Source organism: Brevundimonas viscosa (assembly GCF_900116065.1).
Taxonomy (GTDB): Bacteria; Pseudomonadota; Alphaproteobacteria; order Caulobacterales; family Caulobacteraceae; genus Brevundimonas; species Brevundimonas viscosa.
Map to the genome: position 1 here is coordinate 56344 of NZ_FOZV01000007.1, position 25456 is coordinate 81799.

Here is a 25456-nt window from a genome sequence, read left to right on the forward strand (position 1 = left end):
GTAGCGAGACGGGTCATGGTCGAAGGATTGCCGAGGCGGGAGCGAGAGGTGTTCGAGGTCCTGTGCCGGCTCGGCGAGGGCGGCGCCGCCGCTGTGCGTCAGGCTCTTGCGGATCCGCTCAGCGACTCCGCGGTGAGAACCCTGTTGGCCCGGCTGGAGGCCAAGAGCCTCGTCCGGCGCCGCAACGACGGGTCGGGCATCGTCTATGCGCCCGCACCCCGCCCGGAGACAATCGCAACCGGCGCCCTGAGGCGCCTCGTCGACACCTTCTTCGCCGGCTCCGCCGTTTCCGCCGCAACGGCTCTCCTCGGCCTTCCGCAGCGACTGGATCCGGAGGAGATCGAGGCGCTGCAGCGAGTCATCGACCAGGCCCGGGAGTCTGGACAGTGATGGACGCAGCCTTCCTGGTTCTGGATATCCTGGTCCGCTCAGCCCTGATCGCGGGATCGGCGCTCGCCCTTGCAGGACTGTCGCACCGACGGTCGCCAGGCGAGGCGGTCGCCGTTCTGAGAGCCGGCGTCTGCCTGCTGCTCTTCCTGCCCGCGATCCTGGCCTTCGCGCCCTCCGTGGCCTTGCCCCTGCTGCCCGTCGGCGGGGCGCCGGCGCCCGCGCCTGTACCGATCTGGGCCGGCGACGTGGGCCCGGTCGCGGGCGTCGCGGTCAGCGCGGCCGTTCTGCCGCCGTCGCCGGTCGTCCTGGCCGTGTGGCTCTGGGCGGGCGGCGCCCTCCTCGTTGTCGGGCGCTTCGCCGTCGGCGTATGGACGCTGCGCCGCTGGACCCGCATGGCCCGGCCGGCGACCGGGTCGGCGTGGACCGCCACACTCGCGCGGCTCGGGGGACCTCGCCCGCCGCGTCTGCTGGTTTCGCCGGCCGCGCCCGCGCCCCTGAGCTGGGGCCTGCCGCCCGGGGTCGTTCTCATCGATCCCGTCTGCCACACACGACCCGAAACCGCCGCCGCCGTCCTCGCTCACGAACTGGCTCACGTGCGGAACCGAGACTGGCTGTTCCTGGCGCTGTCGCGGCTGGCGCTGGCCCTGTTCTGGTTTAACCCGCTCGTCTGGATCCTGGACGCCCGGCTCGCCGCCCGCACGGAGGAGGCCGCGGACGCCGCCGCCTTGGCGGAGGTGGAACCCGTCGCTTACGCCCGCACCCTCGTCAGCCTCGCGGCCGACGGGGGGGCTCCCGCCGCCCTGGCCATGGCCGGGCCGGCCTCCACGCTCGCAAGAAGGATCGCCTGCATCATGAAGACCCGTCCCGCTTCCCCCACGCGGCCCTTGGTCGCCGCCCTGACGATCGCCGGCCTCGTCGCCGTGGCCACTCCGATCGCCGCCATCGAACTGGCGCCGCGTCCGCCGGCGCCGCCGGCGGCTCAGCCCGCGCCGCCGGTCCCGCCGGCTCCGCCGGCCCCGCCTTCGCGCCTCGCCATGCCGGCGCCCCCGGCGCCGCCTGCGCCGCCGCGCCTCGAGGCCGGGTCGCAGATCACCATCACCGACGGAGGCCGGACCCGGGTCTACCGCTCGGTCGAGGACATGGATCCGGAGACCCGCCGCGCCTATGAACAGGCCCTTGAACAGGCTGCCGGGGCCCGCGCCCAGGCCGCCGAGGCGAGGGAACAGGCCCGCGCCGCCCGGGCCGAAGGGGCTCGCGCCCGGTCCGAGGCGCGGGTCCACCACGCCGCCGCCATGGAGCAGGCCCGGGCCGCCACCTCAGAGGCCCGCGCCGCGGCCGCCGAGGCCCGCGTCCAGGCCGCCGCCGCCCGGGGCGAGGTCCGCCAGGCCATGGCCCGCGCCCGTGTCGAGATGCGTCAGGGCGCGGATGAAATGGATCGCGGCGCGGACGAGATGCGGGAGGAGGGGCGTCGCCTGCGCGATCCGGCCTATCGCGCCCGGCAGATCGAGCGCGCCCGCGAACGCGGAGACCGGGTTCCGACGGACGCCGAGCTGCTGGAGCTCTCCCGTGATCTGCCGCAGAAGGCCGACGAGCTGGAGGCCCAGGCCCGCCGGCTCCGCGAGGAAGCCGAAGGGATCGGCTGAGGTTCAGCCCGCGGCGCGGGCGGCGTCCATCCAGCGGACGGCGTCGGCGTCGCGGGCGCTCAGGTCCGGATAGTCCGGATCCGAGCCGACGTCCGGCACGCGCCGCCATGAGCGGGCGCATTTCGGATGGTCGGCGAGGCGGACCTCGACCGTGACGGCGTCGCCGCCGGCGACCAGTTCGGCGCCCGAGGTGCGGAACACCTCGGCCGCGTCGAGGCCGTCGAAGGGGGCGAAGGCGTCGGCGGGACCGGCGACCACCGGCCAGGCGTCCAGCGCGCCGCCGATGCGCTTGTCGCGCCGGGCGGCTTCGAGGGCTTCGTTGACGATCTCCAGCACGGTCTGCACCCCCGCCCAGCGTTCGGCTTCGGCCCGGTTGCGCCATTCGCCCGGCGTCTCGGGGATGACGCGGGCGCAGTTGGTTCCGGCGTCGGGGAAGCGGGTGGTCCAGGCCTCCTCCATGGTGAAGGGGACCAGCGGGGCGAGCCAGGCGGTCAGGCGGAGGAAGACCTCGTCCATCACCGTGCGGGCGGCGCGGCGGCGATCGGCGTCAGGCCGGTCGCAGTAGAGGCTGTCCTTGCGGATATCGAAATAGAGCGCCGACAGGTCGTTCGAGCAGAACTCCAGCACCGGGCGGATCACGTCCTGGAAGCGGTAGCTCTCGTAGGCGAGGCGGACGTCGCGATCGAGCTCCCACAGCCGGTGGAGGATGAACTTCTCCAGCGGCGGCATGCGGTCGTAGGGCAGGCGCTCGGCCTCGTCGAAGCCGGCGAGGGCGCCAAGGAGATAGCGAGCGGTGTTTCTGAGCTTGCGGTAGGCGTCGACGGTGGTCTGCAGGATCTGCTTCCCGATCCGCTGATCCTCGGCGTAGTCCACCAGCGCCACCCAGAGGCGGAGGATGTCGGCGCCGGACTCCTTGATGACGGTCGCCGGGTCGGTGGTGTTGCCCTTTGACTTCGACATCTTCTCCCCGTTCTCGTCGAGGGTGAAGCCGTGGGTCAGGACCGCCTCGTAGGGGGCGCGGCCGCGCGTGCCGCAGCCTTCCAGCAGATTGGACTGGAACCAGCCGCGGTGCTGATCCGAGCCCTCGAGATAGAGATCGGCCGGCCAACGGGTGTCAGCGCGCCCTTCGAGGGTGAAGGCGTGGGTGCAGCCGGAGTCGAACCAGACGTCGAGGATGTCCTCGACCTTCTCGTAGCGGTCCGGGTCGTGCTGGCCGAGGAAGTCGGCGTCCGGGCGGGTGAACCAGGCGTCGGCGCCGCCCTCGGCGATGGCCGCCACGATGCGGGCGTCGACCTCGGGGTCGTGCAGGGGCTGGCCGGTCTCCTTGTCCACGTACATGGCGAGCGGGGTGCCCCAGGCGCGCTGGCGGCTGATCAGCCAGTCCGGCCGCCCCTCGACCATGGAGCGGATGCGGTTCTTGCCCGCGGCCGGGTGGAAGGCGGTGGAGTCGATGGCCGCAAGCGCGCGCTCGCGCAGCGTGCCGTCGTCCTCCAGCGGCTTGTCCATGCGGATGAACCACTGCGGCGTGTTGCGGAAGATCACCGGAGCCTTGGAGCGCCACGAGTGCGGATAGGAATGCTCCAGCCGGCCGCGGGCCAGCAGGGCGCCGGCCTCGATCAGCTTGTCGATCACCGCCGGGTTGGCTGGACCGAACCTGCCGGTCTTCTTGCCCTCGGTCTCAAGCACCTTGAGGCCGGCGAAGAGGGGCACGTGCGGATAGTAGGCGCCGTCGGGATCGACGGTGTCGGGCACCTCGTGGTGGCCGTGGGCCTTCCACACCTCGAAGTCGTCGGCGCCATGGCCGGGCGCGGTGTGGACGAAGCCGGTCCCCGCGTCGTCGGTGACGTGGTCGCCGGCCAGCAGGGGCACCGAGAAGCCGTAGCCCGAGGACAGCGGCGCCAGCGGGTGGGCGCACTCCAGCCCCGAGGGGCTGATGTCGCCGACGCGGGTCCAGCGCGCGATCTTCGCGGCCTTGAAGACCTCTTCCGCCAGCTTGTCGGCGAGGATCAGCCGGTCGCCGGGCTTCGCCCAAGGCTCGAACTCCAGCCCTTCCTCCATGGCCGCGACCTCGTAGAGGCCGTAGGCGATGTCGGGGCCGTAGCTGATGGCGCGGTTGGCGGGGATGGTCCACGGCGTGGTGGTCCAGATCACCACCGACGGGGTGCCGGTGCGGAAGGACAGCAGGTCGTCCGGATGGTCGTCGGTGGCGGCGACGACCGGGAACTTCACCCAGACCGTAGGGCTGACGTGGTCGTGGTACTCGATCTCGGCGTCGGCCAGGGCGGTGCGCTCGACCGGCGACCACATCACTGGCTTGGAGCCGCGGTACAGCTGGCCCGAGTTCTTGAACTTGTGGAACTCGGCGACGATGGCCGCCTCGGTCGGGAAGTCCATGGTGGCGTAGCGGTTGGCCCAGTCGCCGGTGATCCCGAGGCGCTTGAACTGCTCGCGCTGCACGTCGATCCAGCCGGCGGCGTATTCGCGGCAGGCCTGGCGGAACTCGGCCTTGGAGACCTCGTCCTTGCGGCGGCCCCTGGCCCGGAACTGCTCCTCGATCTTCCACTCGATCGGCAGGCCGTGGCAGTCCCAGCCGGGGACGTAGTCGACGTCGTGACCGAGCAGGAAGCGGCTGCGGACCACGAAGTCCTTCAGCGTCTTGTTCAGGGCGTGACCGATGTGGATGTCGCCGTTGGCGTAGGGCGGGCCGTCGTGGAGCACATAGAGGGGCGCGCCCTCGGCCTGGCGCTGCTTGCGGAGCGTCGCATAGAGGTCGCCCCATTGCTCGAGGATCAGCGGCTCCTTCTGGGGCAGGCCGCCGCGCATGGGGAAGGGCGTCTCCGGCAGGAAGACGGTGTCGCGGTAGTCGCGGCCAGTAGGGGAGTTGTCGCCGGCGTCAGCCATGAAGTCTCGTTTCGTCGTTCGGGTTCGTTCCGCCTGGATTTTTCGCTCCGCTATCGCTCGCCAAGCGGCGGCTCGCTGCTTGAGCGGGGCCCGGCGAGCGCGGGGCTGCGAGCCCTGCGGCGCTACGCCGGGCGGCTAATCGAAATCGGGCGAAACAGGCGGACGTCCATGGTGCGGCCGGTCTAGCAGAGGCGGGACGGGGCGCGCCACCGGAAAGCGCCGCCTTGTCAGCGGTGGAGCGGGGCCGGATAGTCGGCCCCGGGAGGATCCTCGCATGCGCCGTTACGCCCTGATCGCCGCCGCCTGCGCCGCCATGGCGGCCTGTTCGTCGCCGGAAAGCGAGGTCGCCGAGCCCGCCGACGCGCCGGCCGCCCTGCCGCCGGGCCGGGACGCCATCTACGAAGCGGCGCGGGTCGGGCCGGAGGCATTCGTTCGCGCCGTCTATGCGGCCCACGCCGCCGGGGCGATGGGCGAGCCGCCCAAGCCGGGACAGGAGCCGATCTACGGGCGGATGTTGAACGCCATGGTCGGGGAGGACTTCCGCCGGGCGGGGGACGATGTTCCCACCCTGAACTGGAACCCGATCTGCGACTGCCAGGACGGCGAGGGATTCCGGCTGGAGTCGGTGGTGGTGCGCGAGAGCTCGGCGACCGAGGCCGAGGCGGATGTGGTCTTCGTCAACAGCGGCGAGACGCACCGGCAGACGCTGAAGCTGGTCAAGGAGGGGCCGATGTGGCGCATCTCCGACTTTCTCGTGCCGGGGCGGCCGCCGCTCACCGAGACCCTGATGGCCGCGATCAGCTGAGCACGGCGCGGGCATCGGCGGCGTCCCGGTCGATCTGCGCCCTGAGGGCATCGAGATCGTCGAAGTTCATCTCGGGGCGGAGGAAGGCGACCAGTTCGGTCTCGACCGTCTGGCCGTAGAGTTCGCCGGAGAAGTCGAAGAGCCAGACCTCAAGCAGGGGTTCGTCGGTGCGGAACATCGGCCGGACGCCGAGGCTGGCGACGCCGTCGAACCGGCGGCCGTCGGGCAGGCGGACGCGCACCGCGTAGATGCCGAAGGCCGGGCGCATGTAATCGCCGAGCGGCACGTTGGCGGTCGGCACGCCGATGGTGCGGCCGCGCTTGTCGCCGTGGACGACCTCGCCCTCGATGGCGAAGGGGCGGCCGAGGATGGCGGTCGCGCGGGCCATGTCGCCGGCGTGCAGCGCCTCGCGCACCGCCGAGGAGGACAGCTTGAGGCCGCCCGCGTCGTCGACCCGGTCGGCGACCGAGACGGTGAAGCCGAGATCGGCCCCGTAGCGGCGCAGGGCTTCGGGCGAGCCAGTGCGGCCCTTGCCGAAGGTGAAGTCGAAGCCGACGGCGGCGTGACGGACGCCGAGGCCGTCCGCGAGAACGGCGCGGGCGAAGGTCTCGTCGGACATGGCGGCCATTTCGCCGTCGAAGGGCAGGAGGTAGAGGCGCTCGACGCCGAGCGGGGCCAGCGACCGGGCCATCTGCGCCGGGGTCATCAGGCGGAAGGGGGCGGCGGCGGGCTGGAACCAGCGGCGCGGGTGGGGATCGAAGCTGACCACGGCCAGAGGCGCCGAAAGCGCACGGGCGGCGCGCGCCGCCTCCGCGATGACGGCCTGGTGGCCGCGGTGGACGCCGTCGAAGGCGCCGATGGCCACGGCGGCGCCCTTCAGCTCCGGCGGCAGGTTGCGCCAGTCGAGGACGACCTCGATCACGGTCGCCGCCTCAGCGGGCGGAGGGCTTGCGGCGGCGCGGCACGCGGACCACGGCGATGCCGTCCATGATCAGCTTTCCGTCGACGAAGCCCTCGCAGTTGAGCCGCACCCGGGCCTGTTCCTGCTCGACCTCGACCACGGTGATGCGGATGACGACGGTGTCGTCGACGCGCACGGGCAGGTGGAATTTCAGCGTCTGAGATACGTAGATCGAGCCGGCGCCGGGCAGGATTGTGCCGACCACGGCCGAGCCGAAGGAGGCCGAGAGCAGGCCGTGGGCGATGCGGCCGCGGTAGGCGGTCTTCGCGGCGAAAGCCTCGTCGAGGTGCACCGGGTTGAAGTCGTCCGAGGCCTCGGCGAAGCGGCGGATGCGCTCCTCGGTCGCCTGGATGATCTTCTCGGCGGCCATGCCGGGGCGGAGCTCCTCGAGGATGTAGCCGCCCGAGGGATGTTGCTGGACCAGTTCGACCATGGACGGGCCTTATCGTGATTTGCCGCGCCTCACCACGCCAGATCGAGCGTGGCGTAGCGGGCGTAGGTGGTCTCGGCCTTCAGCAGGTCGCCGGCGCGGGCCGCATCGAGCGCCCCGTCGGGGCCGCGGGCGGCGTCGCCGTGGATTCCCTGGGCGACGAACAGGCAGTCCAGTCCCTGGGCGTTGGCGCCGCGCACGTCGGTGACCACGCCATCGCCGATACAGAGCACGCGCGAGCGGTCGACCGGACGGCCGAGCAGCCGGGCGGCCTCGTGCAGGGCGAGATCATAGATCGGGCCGAACGGCTTGCCGGCCATGACCACCCGGCCGCCCAGCTCGGCGTAGAGGTCGGCCAGGGCCCCGCCGCAGTAGATCAGCCTGTCGCCGCGCTGGACCACCCGGTCGGGGTTGGCGCAGATCAGCTCGAGATCCCGGGCGACGCCGGCGGCGAGGCGTTCGCGGTAGTCCTCTGGGGTCTCGGTCTCGTCGTCGACCGGGCCGGTGACCGAGATGAAGGCGGCGTCCTCCGCCCCGTGGGCGTCGGCGAGGCCGAGCCCCTCATACAGCGGCCAGTCGCGCTCGGGGCCGATCACCCAGGCCGGGCCGGGGGCGCGGCGGGCCAGTTCGGCGCGGGTGGCGTCGCCGGAGGTGACGAAGGCCCGCCAGCTCTCACGCGGCACCGCCAGCCGGTCGAGCTGGGCGACCACGTCGGAGGAGGGGCGCGGCGAGTTGGAGATCAGCACCACATGGCCGTGGTCGCGATTGAAGCGCGCCAGGGCCTCGCAGGCGGCGGGCCAGCTCTCGCGCCCGTTGTGGATCACGCCCCAGACGTCGCAGAGCAGGATGTCGTAGTCGCCGGCGATCGCGCCGAGCCCGGGCAGCGGGTGGGGGAGGGTCATTCGGGGGGCATAGCGGGTTCGGGACGAGGGGTGAAGGCATGGGGCGTCGCCGCTTCCGAAGGGAAGTGGTGAGGATGGGAAGGGCGCGGGGCGCCGGGCCTCGCCCGGTCTGTGAGTTGGTTACCGTTTCGACGAGACTGACGCCCCGCGCGGTCGTTGGGTCGCGCGCTCTCCGGTTGGCGGCCCTGATATTCGAGCCTAGCCGGATCTCCGCCGGGACCGTTGCCGGGCCCGACGCGGGGCGGACATGACGGCGCTCTTGAGACGCCGACAGCTGTCCGCAATCCATTGGCGCGCAGCGAGCAAGCGGCAGGATCCACTCCCTGCCGACGAGGACCCCGGAACTGTCCTTCGCCCCGGCTTCATCGCTCGACCACAGCCCGCCGTCGTCGAGGTCGTGGATCCGACGCCCTCCCCATCGACGGGATGGGAGGAAGTCTGCAGGCGGTTGTTCCCATGGCGTGAAAATGACGCTGCCTGCCGGTGTTTGTTCAATGAAAACAGCGGGCGATGCGGGCGAGATAGGGGACTTAAACATTAACTCCCGGCGCCCGGGCGGGGTCTGGCGCCGCGGGTTCATCACGAAGGACACGAAGGGGCCGGCGTGTTCTGCGGCGGCCGCAGGGCGGCGCCATCGATTCCGATTGCGGGCCTGCGGCCCGCGGGCGGCGGAGAGGGGCGCGCTTTCTTCGTGCTCTTCGCGCCCCCTTGGTGTCCTTTGTGATGAACCAGCAATGGCGGCCGCAGGCGCGGGCGCGGGGCGTCGGCGCCTCCTCCCTCCACCACGCTCCGCGTGGTCCCCCTCCCGCCTGCGGGGGAGGACCGCGGCGGCGGCCTAGGCGCCGTTGTGGCGGCCGAAGACGCGGGTGGTGCCGTCGTTCATCAGCAGGATGGTGCGGTAGGGCTCGCGGCCGGCGGCCTCCATGCCGGGGGAGCCGGCCGGCATGCCGGGGGCGGTGAGGGCGCGGGCGGCCGGGCGTTCGCGCAGCAGGCGCTCGACGTCCGACGCAGGCACATGACCCTCGACGGCGTAGCGGCCGACGACGGCGGTGTGGCACGAGGCCAGCCGGTCCGGCACGCCGTGGCGAGCGCGGATCGGCGCGAGATCGTCGCGGATCACCTCCTCCACCGTCCAGCCGGCGCGGCGCATGTGGGCCGCCCAGCCGCCGCAGCAGCCGCAGGTCGGGGTCTTGTACACGACCAGGCGCTTTTCCGGGGCCGCGACGGCGGGGGCGGCGAAGGCGGTCAGGGCGGCGCCGAGCAGGACGGCGCGGCGGGAGGCGAGGACGGCCATGGGGACTCCACGTTCAGGCGAGGGCGACAGACTAGCGCATCGGGAGGCCCGGCGCGCGGCCCGCGCTGTCGCAGCCGTCAGTGATAGCGGCGGCGCTGCTCGGCGGAGCGCAGGGTGGAGCGCAGGAATTCGGCCGGCGGATCGGTCTCGGCCAGCACCTGCTCCTTGATGGCGCGCGGCTCGCCGAACAGGTGGCCCTGGCCCATGGAGACGTCGAGCTCGAGGATGTCCACGATCTGGCGCTCGGTCTCGCACTTCTCGGCGATGACCTCGATGCCGTAGCGGCGGGTCAGCGCGGCGAAGTCGGCGGCCTGGATGTCGCGCAGGGACGGCAGGGCGGGCGCGGCGTCGGGGTCGAGCAGCTGCTCGATGAGCAGGTCGGCGGCGATCTTGACGAACTTGACGTCCGAGCGCTGCAGGTCCGCGAAGTCGAGGTCGAGCGTCTGGACCTTGTCGATCGAGAAGCGGAAGCCGAGGTCGGCCAGCTTGGCCATGTTGCGGGCCTCGACGGCGCCGCGGGCGTCGAACACGGCCTGGCCCAGCTCGAAGATCAGGGCCTGGTTGAGGTCGCGGTTCTCGCTGAGGAAGTCGAGGAACTGCGGGAAGAAGGTCTCGTCGCCGAGCGAGGACAGGGCGACGTTGCAGAACACCCCGACCTTGCGGTCCTGACGCGCGAGGCGGCGGACGATCTGGGCGCAGCGGAACAGCAGCAGGTTGTCGATGGCGGGAACCAGGCCTTCCCCTTCCGCGATCGATAGGTACTCGGCCGGCATCATCACCCGGTCGTCGGCGGCGCGCAGGCGGGTGAAGCTCTCGTAGAAGATGGTGCGGCGCTGGGGCAGGGAGACGACCGGCTGCAGGTAGAGGTCGACGCGGTTCTCGGCCAGGGCCTCGTGGATGGTCTGCAGCAGGGCGTTGGACTGGTGCTGGTGCCGGGCCTCGAAGGGGTTGGCGGCGGCCGGCTGGGCGAGGCGGTGGTCGATCGACTCGCTCATCTGCTGGATCAGGGACTCCAGCATGCGGACCTCGCCGGAGAGCTGTTCGGTCGAGGACAGGGCGCCGGTCTCGATGGCCTGGGCCAGTTCGGTGAGGGCGCCCTGGGTGCTTTCCATGGCGTCGGCGAGCAGGCGGTGGGCCTCGCGGACCTGGTCGATCTCCTTGCGCAGGGCGGCGCGCTGGCCGCGGCCAACGACCAGCACGTGGACGGCGAGGAGCAGGCCGGCGGCGGCCAGACCGGCGGCCACGCCCGGGCCCGCGCCGAGGCCGGCGCGCCACAGGAAGGTCCCCACCGTCAGCGACAGGAACAGGTAGCCGAAGAACAGAAAGCCGTTGGTGACAGCGCGCATGGGCAAGGGCCGAATCCGCCTTCCCGGATGGAATCGCCCGAGTATCGGGGTATCAGGACAAATCGCCTAGCCGTTCGCCGGCTTTCCCCACGACTATCGAGGTTAACGATGGAATTGTTCGACCTGGCCGGCAAGGTCGCGGTGATCACCGGCTCGTCGCGGGGCATCGGCAAGGCCATCGCGGAGCGGCTGGCGGAGCACGGGGCGAAGGTGGTGATCTCGTCGCGCAAGGCGGGTCCGTGCGACGAGGTCGCGCAGGCGATCAATGCGAGGCACGGCGAGGGACGGGCCATCGCCGTGCCGGCCAACATCGCCGCGAAGGACGAGCTGCAGCGACTGGTCGATGAGACCAACGCCGCCTTCGGACGCATCGACATCCTGGTCTGCAACGCGGCCACCAACCCCTACGCCGGGCCGATGGCGGGGATCAGCGACGAGCAGTTCGGCAAGATCCTGCAGAACAACGTGGTCTCCAACCACTGGCTGATCCAGATGGTCGCCCCGCAGATGCTGGAGCGGAAGGACGGATCGGTGATCATCGTGTCGTCGATCGGCGGCCTGCGCGGCAACGCCCTGATCGGGGCCTACAACGTCTCCAAGGCGGCGGACATGCAGCTGGCGCGCAACCTGGCGGTGGAATGGGGCCCGTCCAACGTGCGGGTCAACTGCATCGCCCCCGGCCTGGTGCAGACCGACTTCGCCCGCTACCTGTGGGAGAACCCCGAACTGCTGAAGCAGGTCACCGACCCGGCGCCGCTGAAGCGGATCGGGCAGCCGGACGAGATCGCCGGGGCCGCGGTCTACCTGGCCTCGCCGGCGTCCAGCTACATGACCGGCCAGACCCTGGTGGTCGACGGCGGGATCACCATTGCCTGGTGAGGGCGAGCGCAAGGTCGGCCTCGGTCAGGACCTGAGGTGGCGGCTGGAGGCGGCCGCCTTCGCCGGACTGACGACGCTGCTGCGCCTTCTGGGCGTCGAGCGGGCCTCGAACCTCGGCGGCTGGCTGCTGCGCACCCTGGGGCCGAAGACGGGGACGCACCGGACGGTGACGCGCAACCTGCGCATCGCCTTTCCCGACATGCCCGAGGTCGAGCGCGAGGCGCTGGCGGTCGCGGCATGGGAGCAGACCGGGCGGACCTTCGCCGAGACGCCGCTGCTGGACCGGATTACGGTGGAGAGCGGGCGGGTGGAGGTGGTCGGGCTGGAGCGGCTGCACGCCATTCGCGACAGCGGCCGGCCGGTGGTGTTCGTCTCGGGCCACCTGGCCAATTTCGAAACCATGGCGGCGGTGATCCTGGCGGCCGGCGTGCCGTGCCAGATCACCTACCGCGCGGCCAACAACCCCTATGTCGACGCCCAGATCCGCCGGGCGCGAGCCCGCTACGGGGTCAAGCTGTTCGCGCCCAAGGGCGGCGAGGGCGCGCGCGAGCTGCTGGCCGGCCTGCAGCGCGGCGAGTCGGTGGCGCTGATGAACGACCAGAAGTTCAGCGAGGGGCCGGAGGTGAGCTTCTTCGGACAGCCGGTCAACGCCGCGCCCGGGCCGAGCCGGCTGGCGCTGCGCCATGGCACGGTGCTGCAGCCGATGTCGGTGGTGCGGCTGCCGGGGGCGCGCTTCCGGGTGACCGCCCACGAGCCGATCGAGATCCCCCGCAGCGGCGACCGCCAGGCGGACATCGCCTGGGGCGTGCAGGCGGTGACCCGCTTCGTCGAGGACCGGGTGCGCGAGCACCCCGTGGACTGGTTCTGGGTCCACAAGCGGTGGCCGGACAAGGTGTATCGGGCGCTTGAAGGCGGCTGACCGCGCCGGCGGCTGGCGGCCCTCAGGAATCCACCGTCGCCTGGTCCGAGGCGCGGCGGCGCGGGCCCTTGTAGTCGGGCTTCTGCACGCGGCGCCGGTCCGGGCCGAAATAGCTCTCGGTGCGGACGAACGGGCGGGTGTGGAAGATCACCGCCTGGATGCGGTCGAGCACGGCCTTGGCGGTGATCGGCTTGACCACGAATTCGGTGACGCCCGCGTCGCGGGCCTCATAGACGCGGGACCTGGCCGAATGGCCGGTCATCATGATGATCGGCAGATAGGGGTTGGGGCTGTCGGCGCTGTTGCGGACCAGGCGGGTGAACTCGACGCCGTCCAGCGGGAACATGTTGAAATCGACGATGGCCAGGTCGATCGGGTATTCGCGCAGGATCTCGAGCGCGGAGCCGCCGTCGGCCGCCTCGCGCACCGTGCCGACGCCGGCGGACTTCAGCACGGCGGAGGCGATGGTCCGCATATGCTGGTTGTCGTCGACGAGAAGGACGTGAAGGGCGGAGAGCGAGGACATGGAGGCGGGACGCGCAGACGGCCTCCGCAACGGGGGCCCGAAGATTCGGGTGATCTAGCGCCTCGAAGACTTACCGGTAAATGACTGATCAGCGATCACAGTGAAGGTAAACGATTACACGGACTCAGCTTTTCACCAGCAGCGACGGGTCGAGGTTGCGGTCGCGCCATTTCATGCGCCAGCACAGGTGCGGACCGGTGGCGCGGCCGCTCATGCCGACGCGACCGAGAGCCTGGCCGCGCACCACCTCCTGCCCGGCGCGGACGTCCAGGCGGGACTGGTGGAGATAGGCGGTGATCAGGCCCTGGCCGTGGTCGAGGAGGACGAGGCCGCCCTCGAAATGCAGGTCGGGCTCGGCCAGGGCGACGCGGCCGGCGGCGGGGGCTAGGACCGGCGTGCCCTGCGGGGCGGCGAGGTCGATGCCGTAATGGGGCCGGGCCGGCGTGCCGTTGAGGACGCGCTGGGCGCCCCAGGGGCTGGTGATCCGGTAGCTGGCCAGCGGCCAGTCGAACCCGTCGCGGAAATGGTCGGCGGCCGTCCGGCTGGCGAAGCCCTCGGTCTTCAGCACCACCTCGCGCCGGATGCGCTCGAGCAGGGCGGGATCGGTCGGTTCGACCGTGGACGGCGGCAGGCCGTCGATGCGCGTGGTGCGGAAGCTTCCCCCGGCGATGGCGAGAGTGCGGCGGGCGCTACGGCGATCCGAGCGGACCTCGATTTCGACGCTGGCCGGGGCGTCGCGATCGAAGCCGACCACGAACCAGCCGGCGTCCGAGGCGGCCGAGAGGGCCTCCCCGTCGACGAAGACGAGGGCGTTGGGCCAGGTGCGCCCGATGGCGTGGCCGCCCTGGACGAAACGTCCTGTCAGCTCAAGATCGGGAATGCGGGCGCTGGCGGGGCCGGCGGCGAGCAGGGCGGCGGAGCCGACCAGCAGATCGCGCCGGCGCGGGCTCACGGGACCTGGCCCAGACGCTGGAAGGCCTCGGCGGGCCCGGCGTAGGCCTCCTGCAGGCGGGTAGACCAGTAGCGCAGCGTCTCCAGCGGCACCGGCCGGCCGGAGACGGCGCAGGTCACCGTGCGGCCAGGACGGATGACGGCGAACTCGCCGTCGCCATAGTGGAGCAGCGCCTGTTCGGAAGCGGAGTCGACCATGGCTGCAACCTAGCGTGGACCCGGGAGTCCCGCCACCGCTTTCGGCTTCAGAACAGGTCGCCCTGGCCCGGCGGCGCTGCCCTCGCCCGGGACGCCGGGCGCGGACGGGCGACGGCTTCCGACGGGGCGCCGCCGCCCGCGATGCGGGCCCTCCGCGCGCCGTCGGCGAAGACCAGACGCACGTCCTGGCCGGGCTGGAGGGCGGCGGCGGCGGGGATCATCACGCCGTCGACGGTCTCGACCCGGGCGAAGCCGGGCTTGGGCGTCTTCGGGTTGAGGCTGGCGAGGGCGCGGGACAGGGCGGAGAGCCGGGTCCCGTCGCGGTCGAGACGGCGCGACAGGGTCGGGACCAGACGGTCGGCCAGGGCGTCGAGGCGCGCGGCGCGCTGGTCGAGGCGGCGGTGCAGCGGGGCCGGCGTCAGGCGGTGGGCGGTGTGCGCCAGCCGGGCCTCATGGGCCGCGACGTTGGCGGACAGGCCGGCGCCGAGGCGCTGGCCAGCGTGGCCGAGGCGGTCGCCGGCGCGGTCGAGGCGCTGGGCCAGCAGGGCGGGGCTGATGCGGCCGGCGGCGGCGAGCAGCTGCCGCTCGTGGACGGCGAGGTTGCGGTGCAGGCCGGAGGCGAGGCGGCTGCCGGCGTGGTCGAGGCGCTGGGACGGCAGGGCGAGAAGATCCTCGGGCCGGGCCGGGAGGCCGCGGGCGGCGGCGCGCAGGCGGGTGCGGCGGTCCTCCAGCAGCCGGCCGCCGGCGCGGGCGAGGCGGCGATCGAGATCGGCGACGGCGGCGCGCAGGTCGGCCAGCACGGGGGTGACGATCTCGGCGGCGCCGGTGGGGGTCGGGGCGCGACGGTCGGAGACGAAGTCGATCAGGGTGGTGTCGGTCTCGTGACCCACGGCGGAGACGATCGGGATGCGGGCGGCGGCGACGGTGCGGGCCAGACCCTCGTCGTTGAAGCACCACAGGTCCTCGACCGAGCCGCCGCCGCGGGCGACGATGACCACGTCGGGGCGGGGGATCGGGCCGTCCGGGCGCATCGCGTCGAAGCCGCGGATGGCGTTGGAGACCTGGCCGCAGGCCGCGTCCCCCTGGACCACCACGGGCCAGACGATGACGCGGCAGGGCCAGCGCTCGGCGATGCGGTGCAGGATGTCGCGGATGACGGCGCCGGTCGGGCTGGTGATCACCCCCACCACGGCCGGAAAGGCAGGGATCGGCTGCTTGCGGGCGGGGTCGAACAGGCCCTCGCCGTGCAGCCTGGCCTTCAGCCGCTCCAGCTGGGCCAGCAGGGCGCCGGCCCCGGCGGCCTCCATGGTCTCGATGACGATCTGGTAGGACGAGCGGGCCGGGTAGGAGGTGATCTTGCCGGTGACGATGACCTCGAGCCCGGTCTCGGGCTGGACGCCGAGGCCGCGCGCCTGACCCTTCCACACCACGCCGTCGATGCAGGCCTTGTCGTCCTTGAGGGTCAGGTAGACGTGCCCCGAGGCGTGGCGGTTGACCTTGGAGATCTCGCCGCGCAGGCGGACGTGGCCGAAACGGTCCTCCAGCGTGCGCTTGAGGGCGAAGGACAGCTCCGAGATCGACAGCGGCGGATTGTTGTCGCGCGGCGCGGCCGGCTCGGCCGGACCCTCGAAGACATAGGAGTCGTCGGTCATCGGAGGAGGGTAGCGGGCGCGCGCCGCCGGGGAAACCGGCGGAAGGATCCGGAGCGGACCACCGGCGCCCGGGCTTGCTCCGCTGACGGATCGGTGTTCTGCTGGAGTCCCGCCTTTCCAAGGAGGCCCCCATGCTCGTCGCCGTTTTCGCCCTCGTGCTCGCCGGCCAGAGTTCGAGCCAGGTCGCCGTCATCGCTACCCCCGCCGCGCCCGCCGAGGCCCGCCGCTCGGAGGCGGAGGCGCCGACCCGACGCGTCTGCCGGCTGGAGCGGGCCACGGGCTCGAACATGCAGCAACGGGTCTGCCGCGACGTGCCCCGCTCGGGAAGCTTCCAGGACCAGCAGACGCGCGAGTTCATGCGCGCCAACCAGCGTATCCGTTTCCCGGACAACGGCGCCGCGCCGACTCCGGCGGGGCCGAATGGCTGATTCCGGCGTCCCGCGCCGCGATCCCCGGCCCGGCGCGCAGGAACCGGCCAGGCTCACCCCCGTTGGTCGCTCATGACCGCCGATCCGCGCCGCTTCGATCCCGTGGACGAAAGCCCGGAGCAGCGCGGGCTGCGGCGGCGTAGCGGCGAGACGGGGCTGGCGCCGTGGACCGCGGTGGTGCTGGTCCTGATGCTGGCGGCGCTCGCCTATGTGATCTGGTCGGTGGCGAGCTGATCCGCGGCGCTTGACCCGGAAGCCGCGCGCGGCCATTGCGCGCACATGAACATCCTGCTGGTCGGATCGGGCGGGCGCGAGCACGCCCTGGCGTGGAAGATCGCCCAGTCGCCGCTGGTAAAGCGGCTCGTCATCGCCCCGGGCAACCCCGGCATGGAGAAGCTGGGCGAGCTGATCGCGCTGAAGGCGACCGATGCCGAGGGGCTGACGGCGCTGGCGCGCGAGATAAAGGCCGACCTGGTGGTGGTGGGGCCGGAGAGCGCGCTGGAGCAGGGCTTGGCCGACCGGCTGGCCGCGGCCGGCATCCCCTGCTTCGGGCCGACCCGGAAGGCGGCCCAGCTGGAGACCTCCAAGGCCTTCTCCAAGGCCTTCATGGAGCGGCACGAAATCCCGACCGCGGGCTATGGCGTCTACGAGCGGCTGCATGAGGCGCGCGAGGCGCTGGCGGTGTTCAGGCCGCCCTATGTGATCAAGGCCGACGGGCTGGCGGCGGGCAAGGGCGTGGCGATCAGCACCGACAAGCGAGACGCCGAGTCCGAGATCGAGCGCATGCTGGGCGGCCGCTTCGGGGCCGCCGGGGCGCGGGTGGTGATCGAGGAGTTCATGTCCGGCGAGGAGGGCTCGCTGTTCGCCCTGTGCGACGGTCAGCGGGCGGTGCTGCTGGGCGGGGCCCAGGATCATAAGCGCGCCTTCGACGGCGACATGGGACCCAACACCGGGGGCATGGGCAGCTATTCGCCGGCGCCGGTGTTCACGCCGGAGCTGGTCGAGGCCGCCGACAGGACCATCGTCCAGCCGACGGTGGCGGCGATGGCGGCCGAGGGCATGCCCTACCGCGGCGTGCTGTACGCCGGTCTTATGGCCACCGACGCGGGGCCGAAGGTGGTGGAGTTCAACGCCCGCTTCGGCGACCCCGAGTGCCAGGTGCTGATGATGCGGCTGGAGGGCGACATCGTGCCCTTGCTGCTGGCCTGCGCGCGCGGCGACCTGGGCCGCGCGCCGGCGCCGGCGTTCAGCGGCGACACAGTGATTTGCGTGGTCATGGCCGCCAAGGGCTATCCCGACAGCCCGCTGGAGGGGTCGATCATCCGCGGCGCCGAGCAGGACTTCGGCCCGCACGTGCAGGTGTTCCACGCGGGGACGAAACGGCGCGACGATGGCCAGCTGGTCGCCGCTGGCGGGCGGGTGCTGAACGTCTGCGCCCGCGGCGCCGACATCGCCGAGGCGCGCGAGCGGGCCTATGCGGCGGTCAAGAAGATCGACTGGCCGGGCGGGTTCTATCGCACCGACATCGGCTGGCGGGCGCTGGAGCGGGGGTAAGCCCGGTCGAGGCAGCCGAAGATCATCCAGCTCAGGTTGAGTCTGCGTGCGCCGGGCGGAGTGGCGTGGCAGGATGCCGCCATGGATGATCCACGCAACGAGATGGACGAGGAGCCCGCGGTTTTCATCGCCGAGGAGACCGTCGAGCTTGACGCCCGCGATCGGAAGGCGATGGCGGACATCGACGCCGGGCGCTTCGTCAGCCACGAGGCGGTGATGCGCTGGCTGCGGTCCTGGGGCACGGACGATGAGCTGCCGCCGCCCAAATGCGGCGACTGATCTGGTCGACCGACGCGATTGGCGACCTTCGGGCGATCCGGTCCTACATCGCCGAGAGCAACCCGGCCGCTGCGTCCCGGGTGGCCGCCGCGCTGATGGGGGCGGCCAACGGCCTGACCGCCTTCCCCGACCATGGCCGGCCGGTTCGGCCGGGCGTCCGCGAACTGACGACGGTCCGGCCCTATGTCATTCGATATGCGGTTCTGGCCGAGGAGATCCGGGTCACCAGCATCCGCCACTCGGCCCGCCGGCCGGCGCCCTAGGCCCAGGCGAAGAGCAGGCGGCCTTCGCCCATGCGTTCGCGCAGGCGGGGCAGGTCGTGGTGGGCCACCGAGAAGCAGCCGTAGGAACGGCCCAGCTTGCCCTCGCGGGCGAGGAAGTCCGGGTCGGCGTAGTCGGCGCCGTGGACGATGATGGCGCGCTCGCGGGCGAGGTTGTTGGTGTACTCCAGCCCGTCGAGCAGCACGTTGGGGCCCTGCTGGGCGCCGTGGCTGGCGCCGGCGGTGGCGTAGGCGCCGACCGAGGACATGTGACTGTCGGGCGTGTTCGAGAAGCGCCGGGCGTAACCGCTGTGCGACGGATCGGAGCCGCGGCCGTGGCTGGTGCGGATCAGGGTGACCTCGCCGCCCGCGAGGTCGACCTCGTAAAGCCGCTCGTCGCCGGAGAATTTGGTGAAGTCGACCAAGTATATGCGGTCGCGCTGCGTGATCTTGCCGGCGTGGATGTCGAGCGCGGCCAGGGCGCGCTGCATCAGTTCGGGCCGGACCTGGCCGCGCGGATCCAGCGGTCGGGTCGAGTTGAGGTGGGAGGTGATGATCTCGGGCGCGCGCGGCGGAACCTGGGGTTCGACCACGATCGGCGCCGCGGCGGCGATCTGCTGCGCCGCCGAACCGGCGGTGGCGCAACCTGAAAGGACGGCAGCGCCGCCCAGGATGAATCCGCGTCTGGCAAGCCGCATGCGACGCCCCTCGCATGTTCACTGAATGCGTCAACTTGTTTCAAAAGGCGGGGGTCCGGCAAGCGGGGGCTTGGCGGCGAGACGCCGCAGGGGCAGGGTGGGACGAACCTTCGGGAGGATTTCGTGAAGTCGATCACAGCCGTTCTGGCCGCCTTCGCCGCATGTGTGGCCACCAGCGCGACTGCGCAGACGTCAGTTTCCAGCGGGAATTCTCCCGACCGCGGAACGACGTACGTCCAAGTGGGGCGGCTTCTGGCCGATCCTGCGAGCGGCCGGGTCGAGCGCGATAAAACTCTCGTGATCAGGGGGAACCAGGTCGCGGAAATCCGCGACGGCTTCGTCGGCGAGGGTGAAATCGTTGACCTGAGGTCAGCTTTCGTCCTGCCGGGGCTGATCGACAGCCACGTGCACCTGACCGGGCAACAGAACCCGAACGCCCGGCTGGAGGAGGTGACCCAGTCGAACGCCGAGCAGGCCTTCGTCGGCGCCCGATACGCCCGGCGGACCCTGATGGCGGGCTTCACGACGGTGGCTGATCTGGGCGCCAGCAACGAGTCGATCTTCGCCCTGCGCGACGCCATCCGCCGCGGCGACGTGCCGGGGCCGCGGGTGATCGCCTCGGGCAGCGCGGTGTCGGTGCACGGTGGCCACGGCGACATCAACGGCTATCGCGAGGACATCATGCACCTGCTGTCGTCCGAGAGCGTCTGCTCGGGGCCGGACGACTGCATGCGGGCGGTGCGCACCCAGGTGCGCTCGGGCGCCGACATCATCAAGATCACCGCCACCGGCGGGGTGCTGTCGAACACGGCGGCAGGGCTGGGCCAGCAGTTCTCGGACGACGAACTGGCCGCCATCGTCGACGTCGCCCACCGCATGGGCCGGCAGGTGACGGCGCACGCGCATGGCGCCGACGGCATCAACAGCTTCCTGCGCGCCGGCGGCGATTCGATCGAGCACGGCACCTATCTGGACGGGGAGTCGATCCGGCTGATGCGGCGCGACGGCGTCTACCTGGTGCCGACGCTGATGGCCGGGGACTTCGTGGCCCGCATCGCGGCGGGACCGGACAACTTCTTCACCCCGGCCCAGACGGCCAAGGCGCTCGAGGCCGGGCCGAAGATGCTCGACATGGCGCGCCGCGCGCATGCGGGCGGGGTGCGGATCGCCTTCGGCACGGACAGCGGCGTTTCGGCCCACGGCGACAACGCCGGCGAGTTCGCCCTGCTGGTGCGCGCCGGGCTGACGCCGCTGGAGGCGGTGCAGGCGGCGACGGTGAACGCGGCGGACCACCTCGGCATCGCGGCCGAGGCGGGCCGGATCGCGCCGGGCATGCCGGCGGACCTGATCGCCGTCGGCGGCGACCCGCTGGAAGACGTGACGGAGCTGGAGCGGGTGCGGTTCGTGATGCGGGACGGGGTGGTGCACCGGGAGGAGTGAACCTCCCTTCTCCCCTTGCGGGAGAAGGTGTCAGCTGAAGGCTGACGGATGAGGGGTCGGGCCGTCGGCGAGAGTCATCGACCCCTCATCCGACCTCGCTTCGCTCGGCCACCTTCTCGAACAAGGGGAGAAGGAAGCGGGAGAACCCCGCCTCGTCGTCGAACGTCGCCTTGACCGGCCAGCTGATCACGCGCGCGCGCCACGCCGGCGGCAGGCGGGACCAGTCCTTCTCGGTGGTGATGAGGCGGGCGTCGAACTGGTCGGCGCGCGCGGCGAGGAAGCGCAAGTCTTCCTCGCGGAAGGCGGCGTGGTCCGGAAAGGGGGCGAAGTCCTTCAGATCCGCGCCGGCGGCCTTGAGCGAGCGTTCGACCTTCCATGGCTTGGCGATGCCGGCGAAGCCGACCAGCGGGCCCGGCGGAGGCGGGGCGGCGGGCTCCAGGCGGGCGACGAAGACGGGAAGGCCGCCGAACACCTCCACAAGTTCCGGATCGGGCTCCGTCAGGTCGGCCGGCAGCAGGATGACCACGGCGTCGGCGCGGGCAAGGCCGGCCTTCAGCGGCTCGCGCATGGGGCCGGAGGGGAAGACCGAGCCGTCGCCGAAGGGCCATTCGTCGTTGCGGGTCTCGCCGTCGACGACGACGAGGCTGAGGGACTTCTTCAGGCCCGGGTTCTGGTGGGCGTCGTCGAGGACCAGGGCCCCGGCCCCGGCGGCGACCGCGGCGCGGGCGCCGGCGACGCGGTCGCGGGCGATCCAGGCGGGGCTGTCCAGCGCCAGCATCAGCGGTTCGTCGCCGACCTCGGCGGCGGCGTGGACGGCGGGATCGACGCGGACCGGGCCCGGGAGCGAACCGCCGTAGCCGCGCGACAGGGCGTGGGCCTCGACGCCGGCGGCGCGGAGCAGGCGCAGCGCCTCGCGGGCGACGGGGGTCTTGCCGGAGCCGCCGACGGTCAGGTTGCCGATCGAGATCACGGGAGTTCCGGGCTCGACCGGCGTGGCGCGGGCGAGGCGGCGGGCGGTGGCGGCGGTCCAGATCCAGCTGGCTGGCTTCAGCAGCAGGCGGGCGACGGCGCCGTGGCGGCGATCACGCGTGTACCACCAGCGGGGCGTGTTCAGCTTCACCGGGGGCCTCCCCGGGGCGAGGCGGGCGGCAGGAGGGGCAGGAGGCTGTCGACCAACCGGTCCAGCCCGGAGCCGGCCTCGGCCGCGGCGCGGCGGCCGCGTTCGCCCATCCGTTTGGCCTCGGCCGGATCGGCCAGCAGGGGGGCGAGGGCGGCGGGGAGGTCCCACGGCGCTTCCACGATCCTCAGGCCGTCGGCGGCGACCAGGGCTTCCGTGACGGCGGCCCAGTTCGACATGTCCGGGCCGGTGATCGCCGGCTTGCCGAGACGGGCGGGCTCCAGCGGGTTGTGGCCGCCGACCGGGGGCTTTTCCAGCGCGGCCGAGAAGGCGCCGCCCATGATCACCACGTCGGCGAGGCGCAGGAACAGGCCCATCTCGCCCAGGGTGTCGGCGAGGTAGAGGTCGGTCTCCCCGTCCGGCTGGCGGCCTTCGGAACGGCGGGCGAAGCGGTAGCCGTCGCGGATCAGGGCGGCGGCGATGGCGTCGCCGCGCTCCGGATGGCGCGGGATCAGGATCAGGCACAGGCGCTCGTCGAGCCGGTCCAGCGCCCGGACGATGGCGATCTCCTCGCCGTCGTGGGTGGAGGCGGCGACGACCACCGGCCGGTCGCCGATGGCGGCGGACAGGCGGGTGAAGGCGGCGGGGTCGTGCGGCGGGGCGTCGCCGGCGAGCTTGAGATTGACCCGGCCGTCGATGCGCGCGCCGAGGCTCTCCAGCCGGGCGGCGGAGGCGTCGTCCTGGGGCAGGATACGGTCGAAGGCGGCGACGAGCCGCCGGGCCGCGCCGGGGAAGCGGCGCCAGCCCTCGACGGTCTTTTCGGTGATGCGGGCGCTGGCCAGCACCAGGGCGATGTCGCGGCGCCGAGCCTCGAGGATCAGGTTGGGCCACAGCTCGCTCTCGACCAGCACCCCGGCGACGGGACGCCAGTGGTCGAGGAAGGCGGCGACGGCGGTCGGGCCGTCGACCGGGGCGTACTGGTGGATGACGCCCCCGGGCAGGCGCCGGGCCAGCAGGGTCGCCGAGGTGACGGTGCCGGAGGTGACGAGGATCGCCAGGTCCGGCCGCACCCTGCGCAGGCGTTCGACGACGGGGAGCAGGGACAGGCTCTCGCCGACGCTGACGCCGTGCAGCCAGACGAGCTCGCCGGCGGGGCGGGGGACGGAGGCGACGCCGAGGCGCTCGTCGACGCGGACCGGGTCTTCCTTGCCCTTGCGCGCGCGGGCGTCGAGCAGACGGGGCGCCAGCGGCTCGAGCAGGCGGGTCGCCAGCCGGTAGAGGAGGAGGGCGGGGCTCACGTCAGATCCGCTCCAGGCCGGTGATCCGGTCGGCCTCGGCCTCGACGGCGGTGAGGCGGGCGGTCCAGTCGGCGGCGACCTCGGCGACGCCCGCGCCTTCGGGATAGCGCGTCTCGTCCCAGACGATGGCGCCCTTGCCGAAGGGCAGGGGCAGAAGCGCCCGGTCCCAGCTGTCCAGGCGGATGGCCGGCTTGCAACTGAGGCCGATGAACAGGACCGGCGCGCCGGAGAGCTTCGCCATAAGGGGGAAGCCCTCGGCCATGGTGCGGGCCGGGCCGCGCGGACCGTCGGGGGTGACGCCCAGCGCCCCGACCTTGAGCTGCTTCAGTCCGTCGCGCAGGGCCTGGGAGCCGCCCTTGGCGCGATCCAGCTTGTCCTTGTTGGCCGAGGAGCCGCGGATGGCCGGAAAGCCGAGGCGGCCGACCGCGCGGGCGATGAACTGGCCGTCGGGGCTGAGCGAGATCAGGGCCTTGGCCGGGGTGGCGCGATCCAGCGGCCAGCAGGCGGGGCTGAGGGCGATGCGCGAGTGCCAGAAGGCGCACAGCACGCCGCCGCCCCGCTTCCAGATGGCCTCCGGGACCTGCTGGTTGACGTGGGTCCAGCGAATGGTGGCGAAGCAGAAGCGCATCCAGCTGGCCAGGGTCCAGGCGAGGACGGCCTGGATCACGGGATTGCGGAGCGGCCTCATGAGACGGCGGCGACCGGGTCGCCATCCAGCGACTGCTGCTTCGCCAGCCGGGCGTAGAGGCCGCCCTTGCGGACCAGCTGGGCGTGGGAGCCCTGTTCGACCACACGGCCGGCCTCGAGGACGTAGATGCGGTCGGCGTTGCGGACGGTCGACAAGCGGTGGGCGATCATCAGGGTCGCGCGGCCGGCCATCAGTCGTTCGAGCGCCGCCTGCACCAGGGCCTCGCTCTCGGTGTCGAGCGCCGAGGTCGCCTCGTCGAGCAGCAGGATCGGGGCGTCCTTCAGGAAGGCGCGGGCGATGGCGATGCGCTGGCGCTGGCCGCCGGAGAGGCGCAGGCCGGCCTCGCCGGCGCGGGTGGCGTAGCCTTCCGGCAGGCTCTGGATGAAGTCGTGGGCGGCGGCGGCGGCGGCGGCGGCCTCGATCTGGGCTTGCGAGGCGCCGGGGCGGCCATAGGCGATGTTGGCGGCGATGGTGTCGTCGAACAGGAAGGGCTCCTGGGTGACCAGGGCGATGCGGTCGCGCAGGTCGTGCAGCTTCAGCGTGCGGATATCCTGGCCGTTGACGGTCACGGCGCCGGCGGTGACGTCGTAGAAGCGCGGGAGCAGGCTGAGGAGGGTCGACTTGCCGCCGCCCGAGGGGCCGACGAGGGCGACGGTCTCGCCCGGGGCGACGGTGAGCGAGACCTCGGACAGGGTCGGAGCCACGTTCTCCGAAGCGGGGGCGTAGGCGAAGGCGACCTGCTCGAAGGCGACGGTCAGGGGGCCGGGCGGCAGGGGCCGGGCGTCGGGGGCCTCGCGGATCTCGGGCTGGATGTCGAGAGCCTCGAACAGGCGACGGGCGGCGGTCAGGCCCTCGGACATGACGGTCTGCAGGTTGGTCACCTGACGCAGCGACTGGCCGGCCGCCATCAGCAGGCCGATGTAGGCGGCGAAGGCGCCGACGCTCATTTCGCCCTGACGCGCCTGCCAGCCGGCGTAGGCCATGACGGCGGCGACGATGACCATGGCCACCAGGTTGGAGAAGGGCCCGGCGAAAGCACGGGAGTCGGCGGACTTGATGACGTGGCGCTGACGGCGGGCCACGACCTCCGCCACCCGCGCTTCCTCGGCCGCCTCGCGGTTCTCGATCTTGATCAGACGGACGCCGTCGAGGTTCTCCATCAGGGCGGTGGAAAGGTTGGAGGTCTCGACCATGGCCCCGGTGGTGGCCTTGCGCATGCGCTTGCCGAAGCGGCGGATGACCCAGGCGATGACCGGGGCGCCGAGGAAGACGATGGCGGTCAGACGCCAGTCGGTCCACGCCATGTAGGCGAGCACGGCGATCAGGGTCAGGGCGTGCTGGGTGTAGTTGACCACGCCGTTGGTGAAGGCCTCGCGCACCAGGTTAGCGTCAAAGAGCACGCTGGAGACGAAGCCGCCCGAGTGCTGGCTGCGCAGGCGGGCGAGGTCGGCGCGGATCATGGAGCCGAACAGCCGCACCTGGATGTCGCCGACGATGCCGTGGCCAAGGCGGTTGACCAGGGCGGCCTGGCCGAGCGCGGCGGCGGTCCAGACCAGGCCGGCGCCGACGATGACCAGGGGGATGGCGGTCAGGGCCTGTCCGGGCGGGATGGTGAAGGCCCCCCAGATGGTCACCGGCCGGCCGAGGAACAGGCCGTCGATGGCCGGCTCGAGCAACTGCAGCACGGTGGCGGCCATGACGCCGACGATCGCGGCGCACAGGACCGAGAGGAACAGGGCGGCCCGCCGGCGGGACAGGTAGTCGCGCCAGATGCGCGCCAGCAGGGGGCGCAGCGACGCCCTCGGGGGCGGCGTGTCGTCGGCGGCGGGCGCGGGCGGCGGCGTCATCGGTCCGAGGTCGGACGGAGGCGGAGGGAAGTCAAGCGATGTGGATCACC

General features: G+C 72.2%; 26 protein-coding genes. 11 read left to right on the top strand and 15 right to left on the bottom strand.

The features are described from left to right. Nucleotides 1-48 precede the first annotated feature (48 nt). Together BM333_RS12710 and BM333_RS12715 are read left to right on the top strand one after the other, a co-directional pair. A complete protein-coding gene (locus BM333_RS12710) occupies nt 49-390 on the top strand; it encodes a BlaI/MecI/CopY family transcriptional regulator (RefSeq protein WP_245777270.1) in 342 nt (113 codons plus the stop codon). Then, entirely contained in the window at nt 390-2033 is a 1644-nt protein-coding gene (locus BM333_RS12715) for a M56 family metallopeptidase (RefSeq protein WP_092312284.1), read from the top strand. The genes BM333_RS12710 and BM333_RS12715 overlap by 1 nt, the downstream gene beginning before the upstream one ends. A 3-nt stretch (nt 2034-2036) precedes the next feature. On the opposite strand, the gene ileS is transcribed toward BM333_RS12715, so the two are convergent. Continuing rightward, on the bottom strand, nt 2037-4934 hold the full coding sequence (gene ileS / locus BM333_RS12720; RefSeq protein ID WP_092312287.1) for an isoleucine--tRNA ligase: 2898 nt from the start codon (nt 4932-4934) through the stop codon (nt 2037-2039). A gap of 274 nt (nt 4935-5208) precedes the next feature. On the opposite strand from ileS, the gene BM333_RS12725 reads away from it, so the two are divergent. Continuing rightward, nucleotides 5209-5739, top strand: coding sequence for a DUF3828 domain-containing protein (locus tag BM333_RS12725; protein ID WP_092312290.1), 531 nt, complete (start codon nt 5209-5211; stop codon nt 5737-5739). On the opposite strand, the gene BM333_RS12730 is transcribed toward BM333_RS12725, so the two are convergent. The 5 genes from BM333_RS12730 to tipF all read right to left on the bottom strand — a co-directional run bounded on the left by BM333_RS12730 (nt 5732) and on the right by tipF (nt 10672). Further along, the gene (locus BM333_RS12730) at nt 5732-6661 is read right to left on the bottom strand and encodes a bifunctional riboflavin kinase/FAD synthetase (RefSeq protein ID WP_092312293.1); all 930 of its coding nucleotides are present in this window, start codon (nt 6659-6661) and stop codon (nt 5732-5734) included. The genes BM333_RS12725 and BM333_RS12730 overlap by 8 nt on opposite strands. Nucleotides 6662-6671: 10 nt before the next feature. Next, on the bottom strand, nt 6672-7133 hold the full coding sequence (locus BM333_RS12735) for a MaoC family dehydratase (RefSeq protein WP_092312296.1): 462 nt from the start codon (nt 7131-7133) through the stop codon (nt 6672-6674). A gap of 29 nt (nt 7134-7162) precedes the next feature. Next, the gene (locus BM333_RS12740; RefSeq protein ID WP_092312298.1) at nt 7163-8032 is read right to left on the bottom strand and encodes a TIGR01459 family HAD-type hydrolase; all 870 of its coding nucleotides are present in this window, start codon (nt 8030-8032) and stop codon (nt 7163-7165) included. An 835-nt stretch (nt 8033-8867) separates the two neighbouring features. Beyond that, nucleotides 8868-9326 (bottom strand): DUF411 domain-containing protein, encoded by a 459-nt coding sequence (locus BM333_RS12745; protein ID WP_092312301.1) that lies wholly within the window; start codon nt 9324-9326, stop codon nt 8868-8870. A gap of 77 nt (nt 9327-9403) precedes the next feature. Further along, nucleotides 9404-10672, bottom strand: a complete 1269-nt coding sequence (tipF, locus tag BM333_RS12750; RefSeq protein WP_092312304.1) for a flagella assembly cyclic-di-GMP phosphodiesterase TipF — start codon at nt 10670-10672, stop codon at nt 9404-9406. Nucleotides 10673-10780: 108 nt separating this feature from the next. Here tipF and BM333_RS12755 point away from each other — a divergent pair, with 108 nt between their 5' ends. Together BM333_RS12755 and BM333_RS12760 are read left to right on the top strand one after the other, a co-directional pair. Then, the gene (locus tag BM333_RS12755; RefSeq protein WP_092312307.1) at nt 10781-11551 is read left to right on the top strand and encodes an SDR family NAD(P)-dependent oxidoreductase; all 771 of its coding nucleotides are present in this window, start codon (nt 10781-10783) and stop codon (nt 11549-11551) included. Continuing rightward, on the top strand, nt 11541-12470 hold the full coding sequence (locus BM333_RS12760) for a lysophospholipid acyltransferase family protein (RefSeq protein WP_092312310.1): 930 nt from the start codon (nt 11541-11543) through the stop codon (nt 12468-12470). The genes BM333_RS12755 and BM333_RS12760 overlap by 11 nt, the downstream gene beginning before the upstream one ends. A gap of 22 nt (nt 12471-12492) precedes the next feature. Here the strand turns inward: BM333_RS12760 and BM333_RS12765 are convergent, their stop codons facing one another. The 4 genes from BM333_RS12765 to xseA form a co-directional block, all read right to left on the bottom strand. After that, nucleotides 12493-12996 (bottom strand): response regulator, encoded by a 504-nt coding sequence (locus BM333_RS12765; RefSeq protein ID WP_092312313.1) that lies wholly within the window; start codon nt 12994-12996, stop codon nt 12493-12495. A 124-nt stretch (nt 12997-13120) separates the two neighbouring features. Next, nucleotides 13121-13948, bottom strand: coding sequence for a M23 family metallopeptidase (locus BM333_RS12770; RefSeq protein ID WP_092312316.1), 828 nt, complete (start codon nt 13946-13948; stop codon nt 13121-13123). Beyond that, nucleotides 13945-14145 carry a DUF2093 domain-containing protein gene (locus BM333_RS12775; protein WP_092312319.1) on the bottom strand — a complete coding sequence of 67 codons (201 nt, stop codon included), beginning with the start codon at nt 14143-14145 and terminating at the stop codon, nt 13945-13947. Before BM333_RS12775 ends, BM333_RS12770 begins: the two co-directional genes overlap by 4 nt. A gap of 47 nt (nt 14146-14192) precedes the next feature. After that, nucleotides 14193-15797 carry an exodeoxyribonuclease VII large subunit gene (xseA, locus tag BM333_RS12780; RefSeq protein ID WP_092312322.1) on the bottom strand — a complete coding sequence of 535 codons (1605 nt, stop codon included), beginning with the start codon at nt 15795-15797 and terminating at the stop codon, nt 14193-14195. A gap of 131 nt (nt 15798-15928) precedes the next feature. On the opposite strand from xseA, the gene BM333_RS12785 reads away from it, so the two are divergent. From BM333_RS12785 to BM333_RS12800, 5 genes are all read left to right on the top strand, one after another. Then, complete coding sequence (locus BM333_RS12785) at nt 15929-16225, top strand: hypothetical protein (protein ID WP_092312325.1); 297 nt, start codon at nt 15929-15931, stop codon at nt 16223-16225. Nucleotides 16226-16297: 72 nt separating this feature from the next. Then, entirely contained in the window at nt 16298-16459 is a 162-nt protein-coding gene (locus BM333_RS16000; RefSeq protein ID WP_177221893.1) for a hypothetical protein, read from the top strand. A 45-nt stretch (nt 16460-16504) separates the two neighbouring features. Then, nucleotides 16505-17779: a phosphoribosylamine--glycine ligase gene (gene purD, locus BM333_RS12790; RefSeq protein WP_092312328.1), complete on the top strand. Its 1275-nt coding sequence runs from the start codon at nt 16505-16507 to the stop codon at nt 17777-17779. Nucleotides 17780-17860: 81 nt separating this feature from the next. Next, nucleotides 17861-18058, top strand: coding sequence for a CopG family transcriptional regulator (locus BM333_RS12795; protein ID WP_092312331.1), 198 nt, complete (start codon nt 17861-17863; stop codon nt 18056-18058). After that, nucleotides 18046-18321, top strand: coding sequence for a type II toxin-antitoxin system RelE/ParE family toxin (locus tag BM333_RS12800; RefSeq protein ID WP_092312334.1), 276 nt, complete (start codon nt 18046-18048; stop codon nt 18319-18321). The genes BM333_RS12795 and BM333_RS12800 overlap by 13 nt, the downstream gene beginning before the upstream one ends. On the opposite strand, the gene BM333_RS12805 is transcribed toward BM333_RS12800, so the two are convergent. Then, the gene (locus tag BM333_RS12805) at nt 18318-19016 is read right to left on the bottom strand and encodes a murein L,D-transpeptidase catalytic domain-containing protein (RefSeq protein ID WP_092312337.1); all 699 of its coding nucleotides are present in this window, start codon (nt 19014-19016) and stop codon (nt 18318-18320) included. The genes BM333_RS12800 and BM333_RS12805 overlap by 4 nt on opposite strands. Before the next feature lie 123 nt (nt 19017-19139). Between BM333_RS12805 and BM333_RS12810 the strand changes: the two genes are divergently transcribed. Beyond that, nucleotides 19140-20456, top strand: coding sequence for a metal-dependent hydrolase family protein (locus BM333_RS12810; RefSeq protein ID WP_425425133.1), 1317 nt, complete (start codon nt 19140-19142; stop codon nt 20454-20456). An 85-nt stretch (nt 20457-20541) separates the two neighbouring features. Here the strand turns inward: BM333_RS12810 and lpxK are convergent, their stop codons facing one another. From lpxK to BM333_RS12830, 4 genes are read right to left on the bottom strand one after another with little or no spacing between them, the layout of a single operon-like run. Then, nucleotides 20542-21576, bottom strand: coding sequence for a tetraacyldisaccharide 4'-kinase (gene lpxK, locus BM333_RS12815; protein ID WP_092312339.1), 1035 nt, complete (start codon nt 21574-21576; stop codon nt 20542-20544). Next, nucleotides 21573-22871 carry a 3-deoxy-D-manno-octulosonic acid transferase gene (locus BM333_RS12820; RefSeq protein ID WP_092312341.1) on the bottom strand — a complete coding sequence of 433 codons (1299 nt, stop codon included), beginning with the start codon at nt 22869-22871 and terminating at the stop codon, nt 21573-21575. Before BM333_RS12820 ends, lpxK begins: the two co-directional genes overlap by 4 nt. 1 nt (nt 22872) lies before the next feature. Continuing rightward, complete coding sequence (locus tag BM333_RS12825; protein ID WP_092312344.1) at nt 22873-23559, bottom strand: lysophospholipid acyltransferase family protein; 687 nt, start codon at nt 23557-23559, stop codon at nt 22873-22875. Beyond that, complete coding sequence (locus BM333_RS12830) at nt 23556-25406, bottom strand: ABC transporter ATP-binding protein (RefSeq protein ID WP_092312347.1); 1851 nt, start codon at nt 25404-25406, stop codon at nt 23556-23558. Before BM333_RS12830 ends, BM333_RS12825 begins: the two co-directional genes overlap by 4 nt. Nucleotides 25407-25456 lie beyond the last annotated feature (50 nt).

Coding starts and splice junctions, on each gene's coding strand:
- BM333_RS12715 (WP_092312284.1), top strand. CDS start 390: ATGGACGCAGCCTTCCTGGTTCTGGATATCCTGGTCCGCTCAGCCCTG.
- ileS (WP_092312287.1), bottom strand. CDS start 4,934: ATGGCTGACGCCGGCGACAACTCCCCTACTGGCCGCGACTACCGCGAC.
- BM333_RS12725 (WP_092312290.1), top strand. CDS start 5,209: ATGCGCCGTTACGCCCTGATCGCCGCCGCCTGCGCCGCCATGGCGGCC.
- BM333_RS12735 (WP_092312296.1), bottom strand. CDS start 7,133: ATGGTCGAACTGGTCCAGCAACATCCCTCGGGCGGCTACATCCTCGAG.
- BM333_RS12740 (WP_092312298.1), bottom strand. CDS start 8,032: ATGACCCTCCCCCACCCGCTGCCCGGGCTCGGCGCGATCGCCGGCGAC.
- BM333_RS12745 (WP_092312301.1), bottom strand. CDS start 9,326: ATGGCCGTCCTCGCCTCCCGCCGCGCCGTCCTGCTCGGCGCCGCCCTG.
- tipF (WP_092312304.1), bottom strand. CDS start 10,672: ATGCGCGCTGTCACCAACGGCTTTCTGTTCTTCGGCTACCTGTTCCTG.
- BM333_RS12755 (WP_092312307.1), top strand. CDS start 10,781: ATGGAATTGTTCGACCTGGCCGGCAAGGTCGCGGTGATCACCGGCTCG.
- BM333_RS12765 (WP_092312313.1), bottom strand. CDS start 12,996: ATGTCCTCGCTCTCCGCCCTTCACGTCCTTCTCGTCGACGACAACCAG.
- BM333_RS12775 (WP_092312319.1), bottom strand. CDS start 14,145: ATGGTCGACTCCGCTTCCGAACAGGCGCTGCTCCACTATGGCGACGGC.
- xseA (WP_092312322.1), bottom strand. CDS start 15,797: ATGACCGACGACTCCTATGTCTTCGAGGGTCCGGCCGAGCCGGCCGCG.
- BM333_RS12785 (WP_092312325.1), top strand. CDS start 15,929: ATGCTCGTCGCCGTTTTCGCCCTCGTGCTCGCCGGCCAGAGTTCGAGC.
- BM333_RS16000 (WP_177221893.1), top strand. CDS start 16,298: ATGACCGCCGATCCGCGCCGCTTCGATCCCGTGGACGAAAGCCCGGAG.
- purD (WP_092312328.1), top strand. CDS start 16,505: ATGAACATCCTGCTGGTCGGATCGGGCGGGCGCGAGCACGCCCTGGCG.
- BM333_RS12795 (WP_092312331.1), top strand. CDS start 17,861: ATGGATGATCCACGCAACGAGATGGACGAGGAGCCCGCGGTTTTCATC.
- BM333_RS12800 (WP_092312334.1), top strand. CDS start 18,046: ATGCGGCGACTGATCTGGTCGACCGACGCGATTGGCGACCTTCGGGCG.
- BM333_RS12805 (WP_092312337.1), bottom strand. CDS start 19,016: ATGCGGCTTGCCAGACGCGGATTCATCCTGGGCGGCGCTGCCGTCCTT.
- BM333_RS12825 (WP_092312344.1), bottom strand. CDS start 23,559: ATGAGGCCGCTCCGCAATCCCGTGATCCAGGCCGTCCTCGCCTGGACC.
- BM333_RS12830 (WP_092312347.1), bottom strand. CDS start 25,406: ATGACGCCGCCGCCCGCGCCCGCCGCCGACGACACGCCGCCCCCGAGG.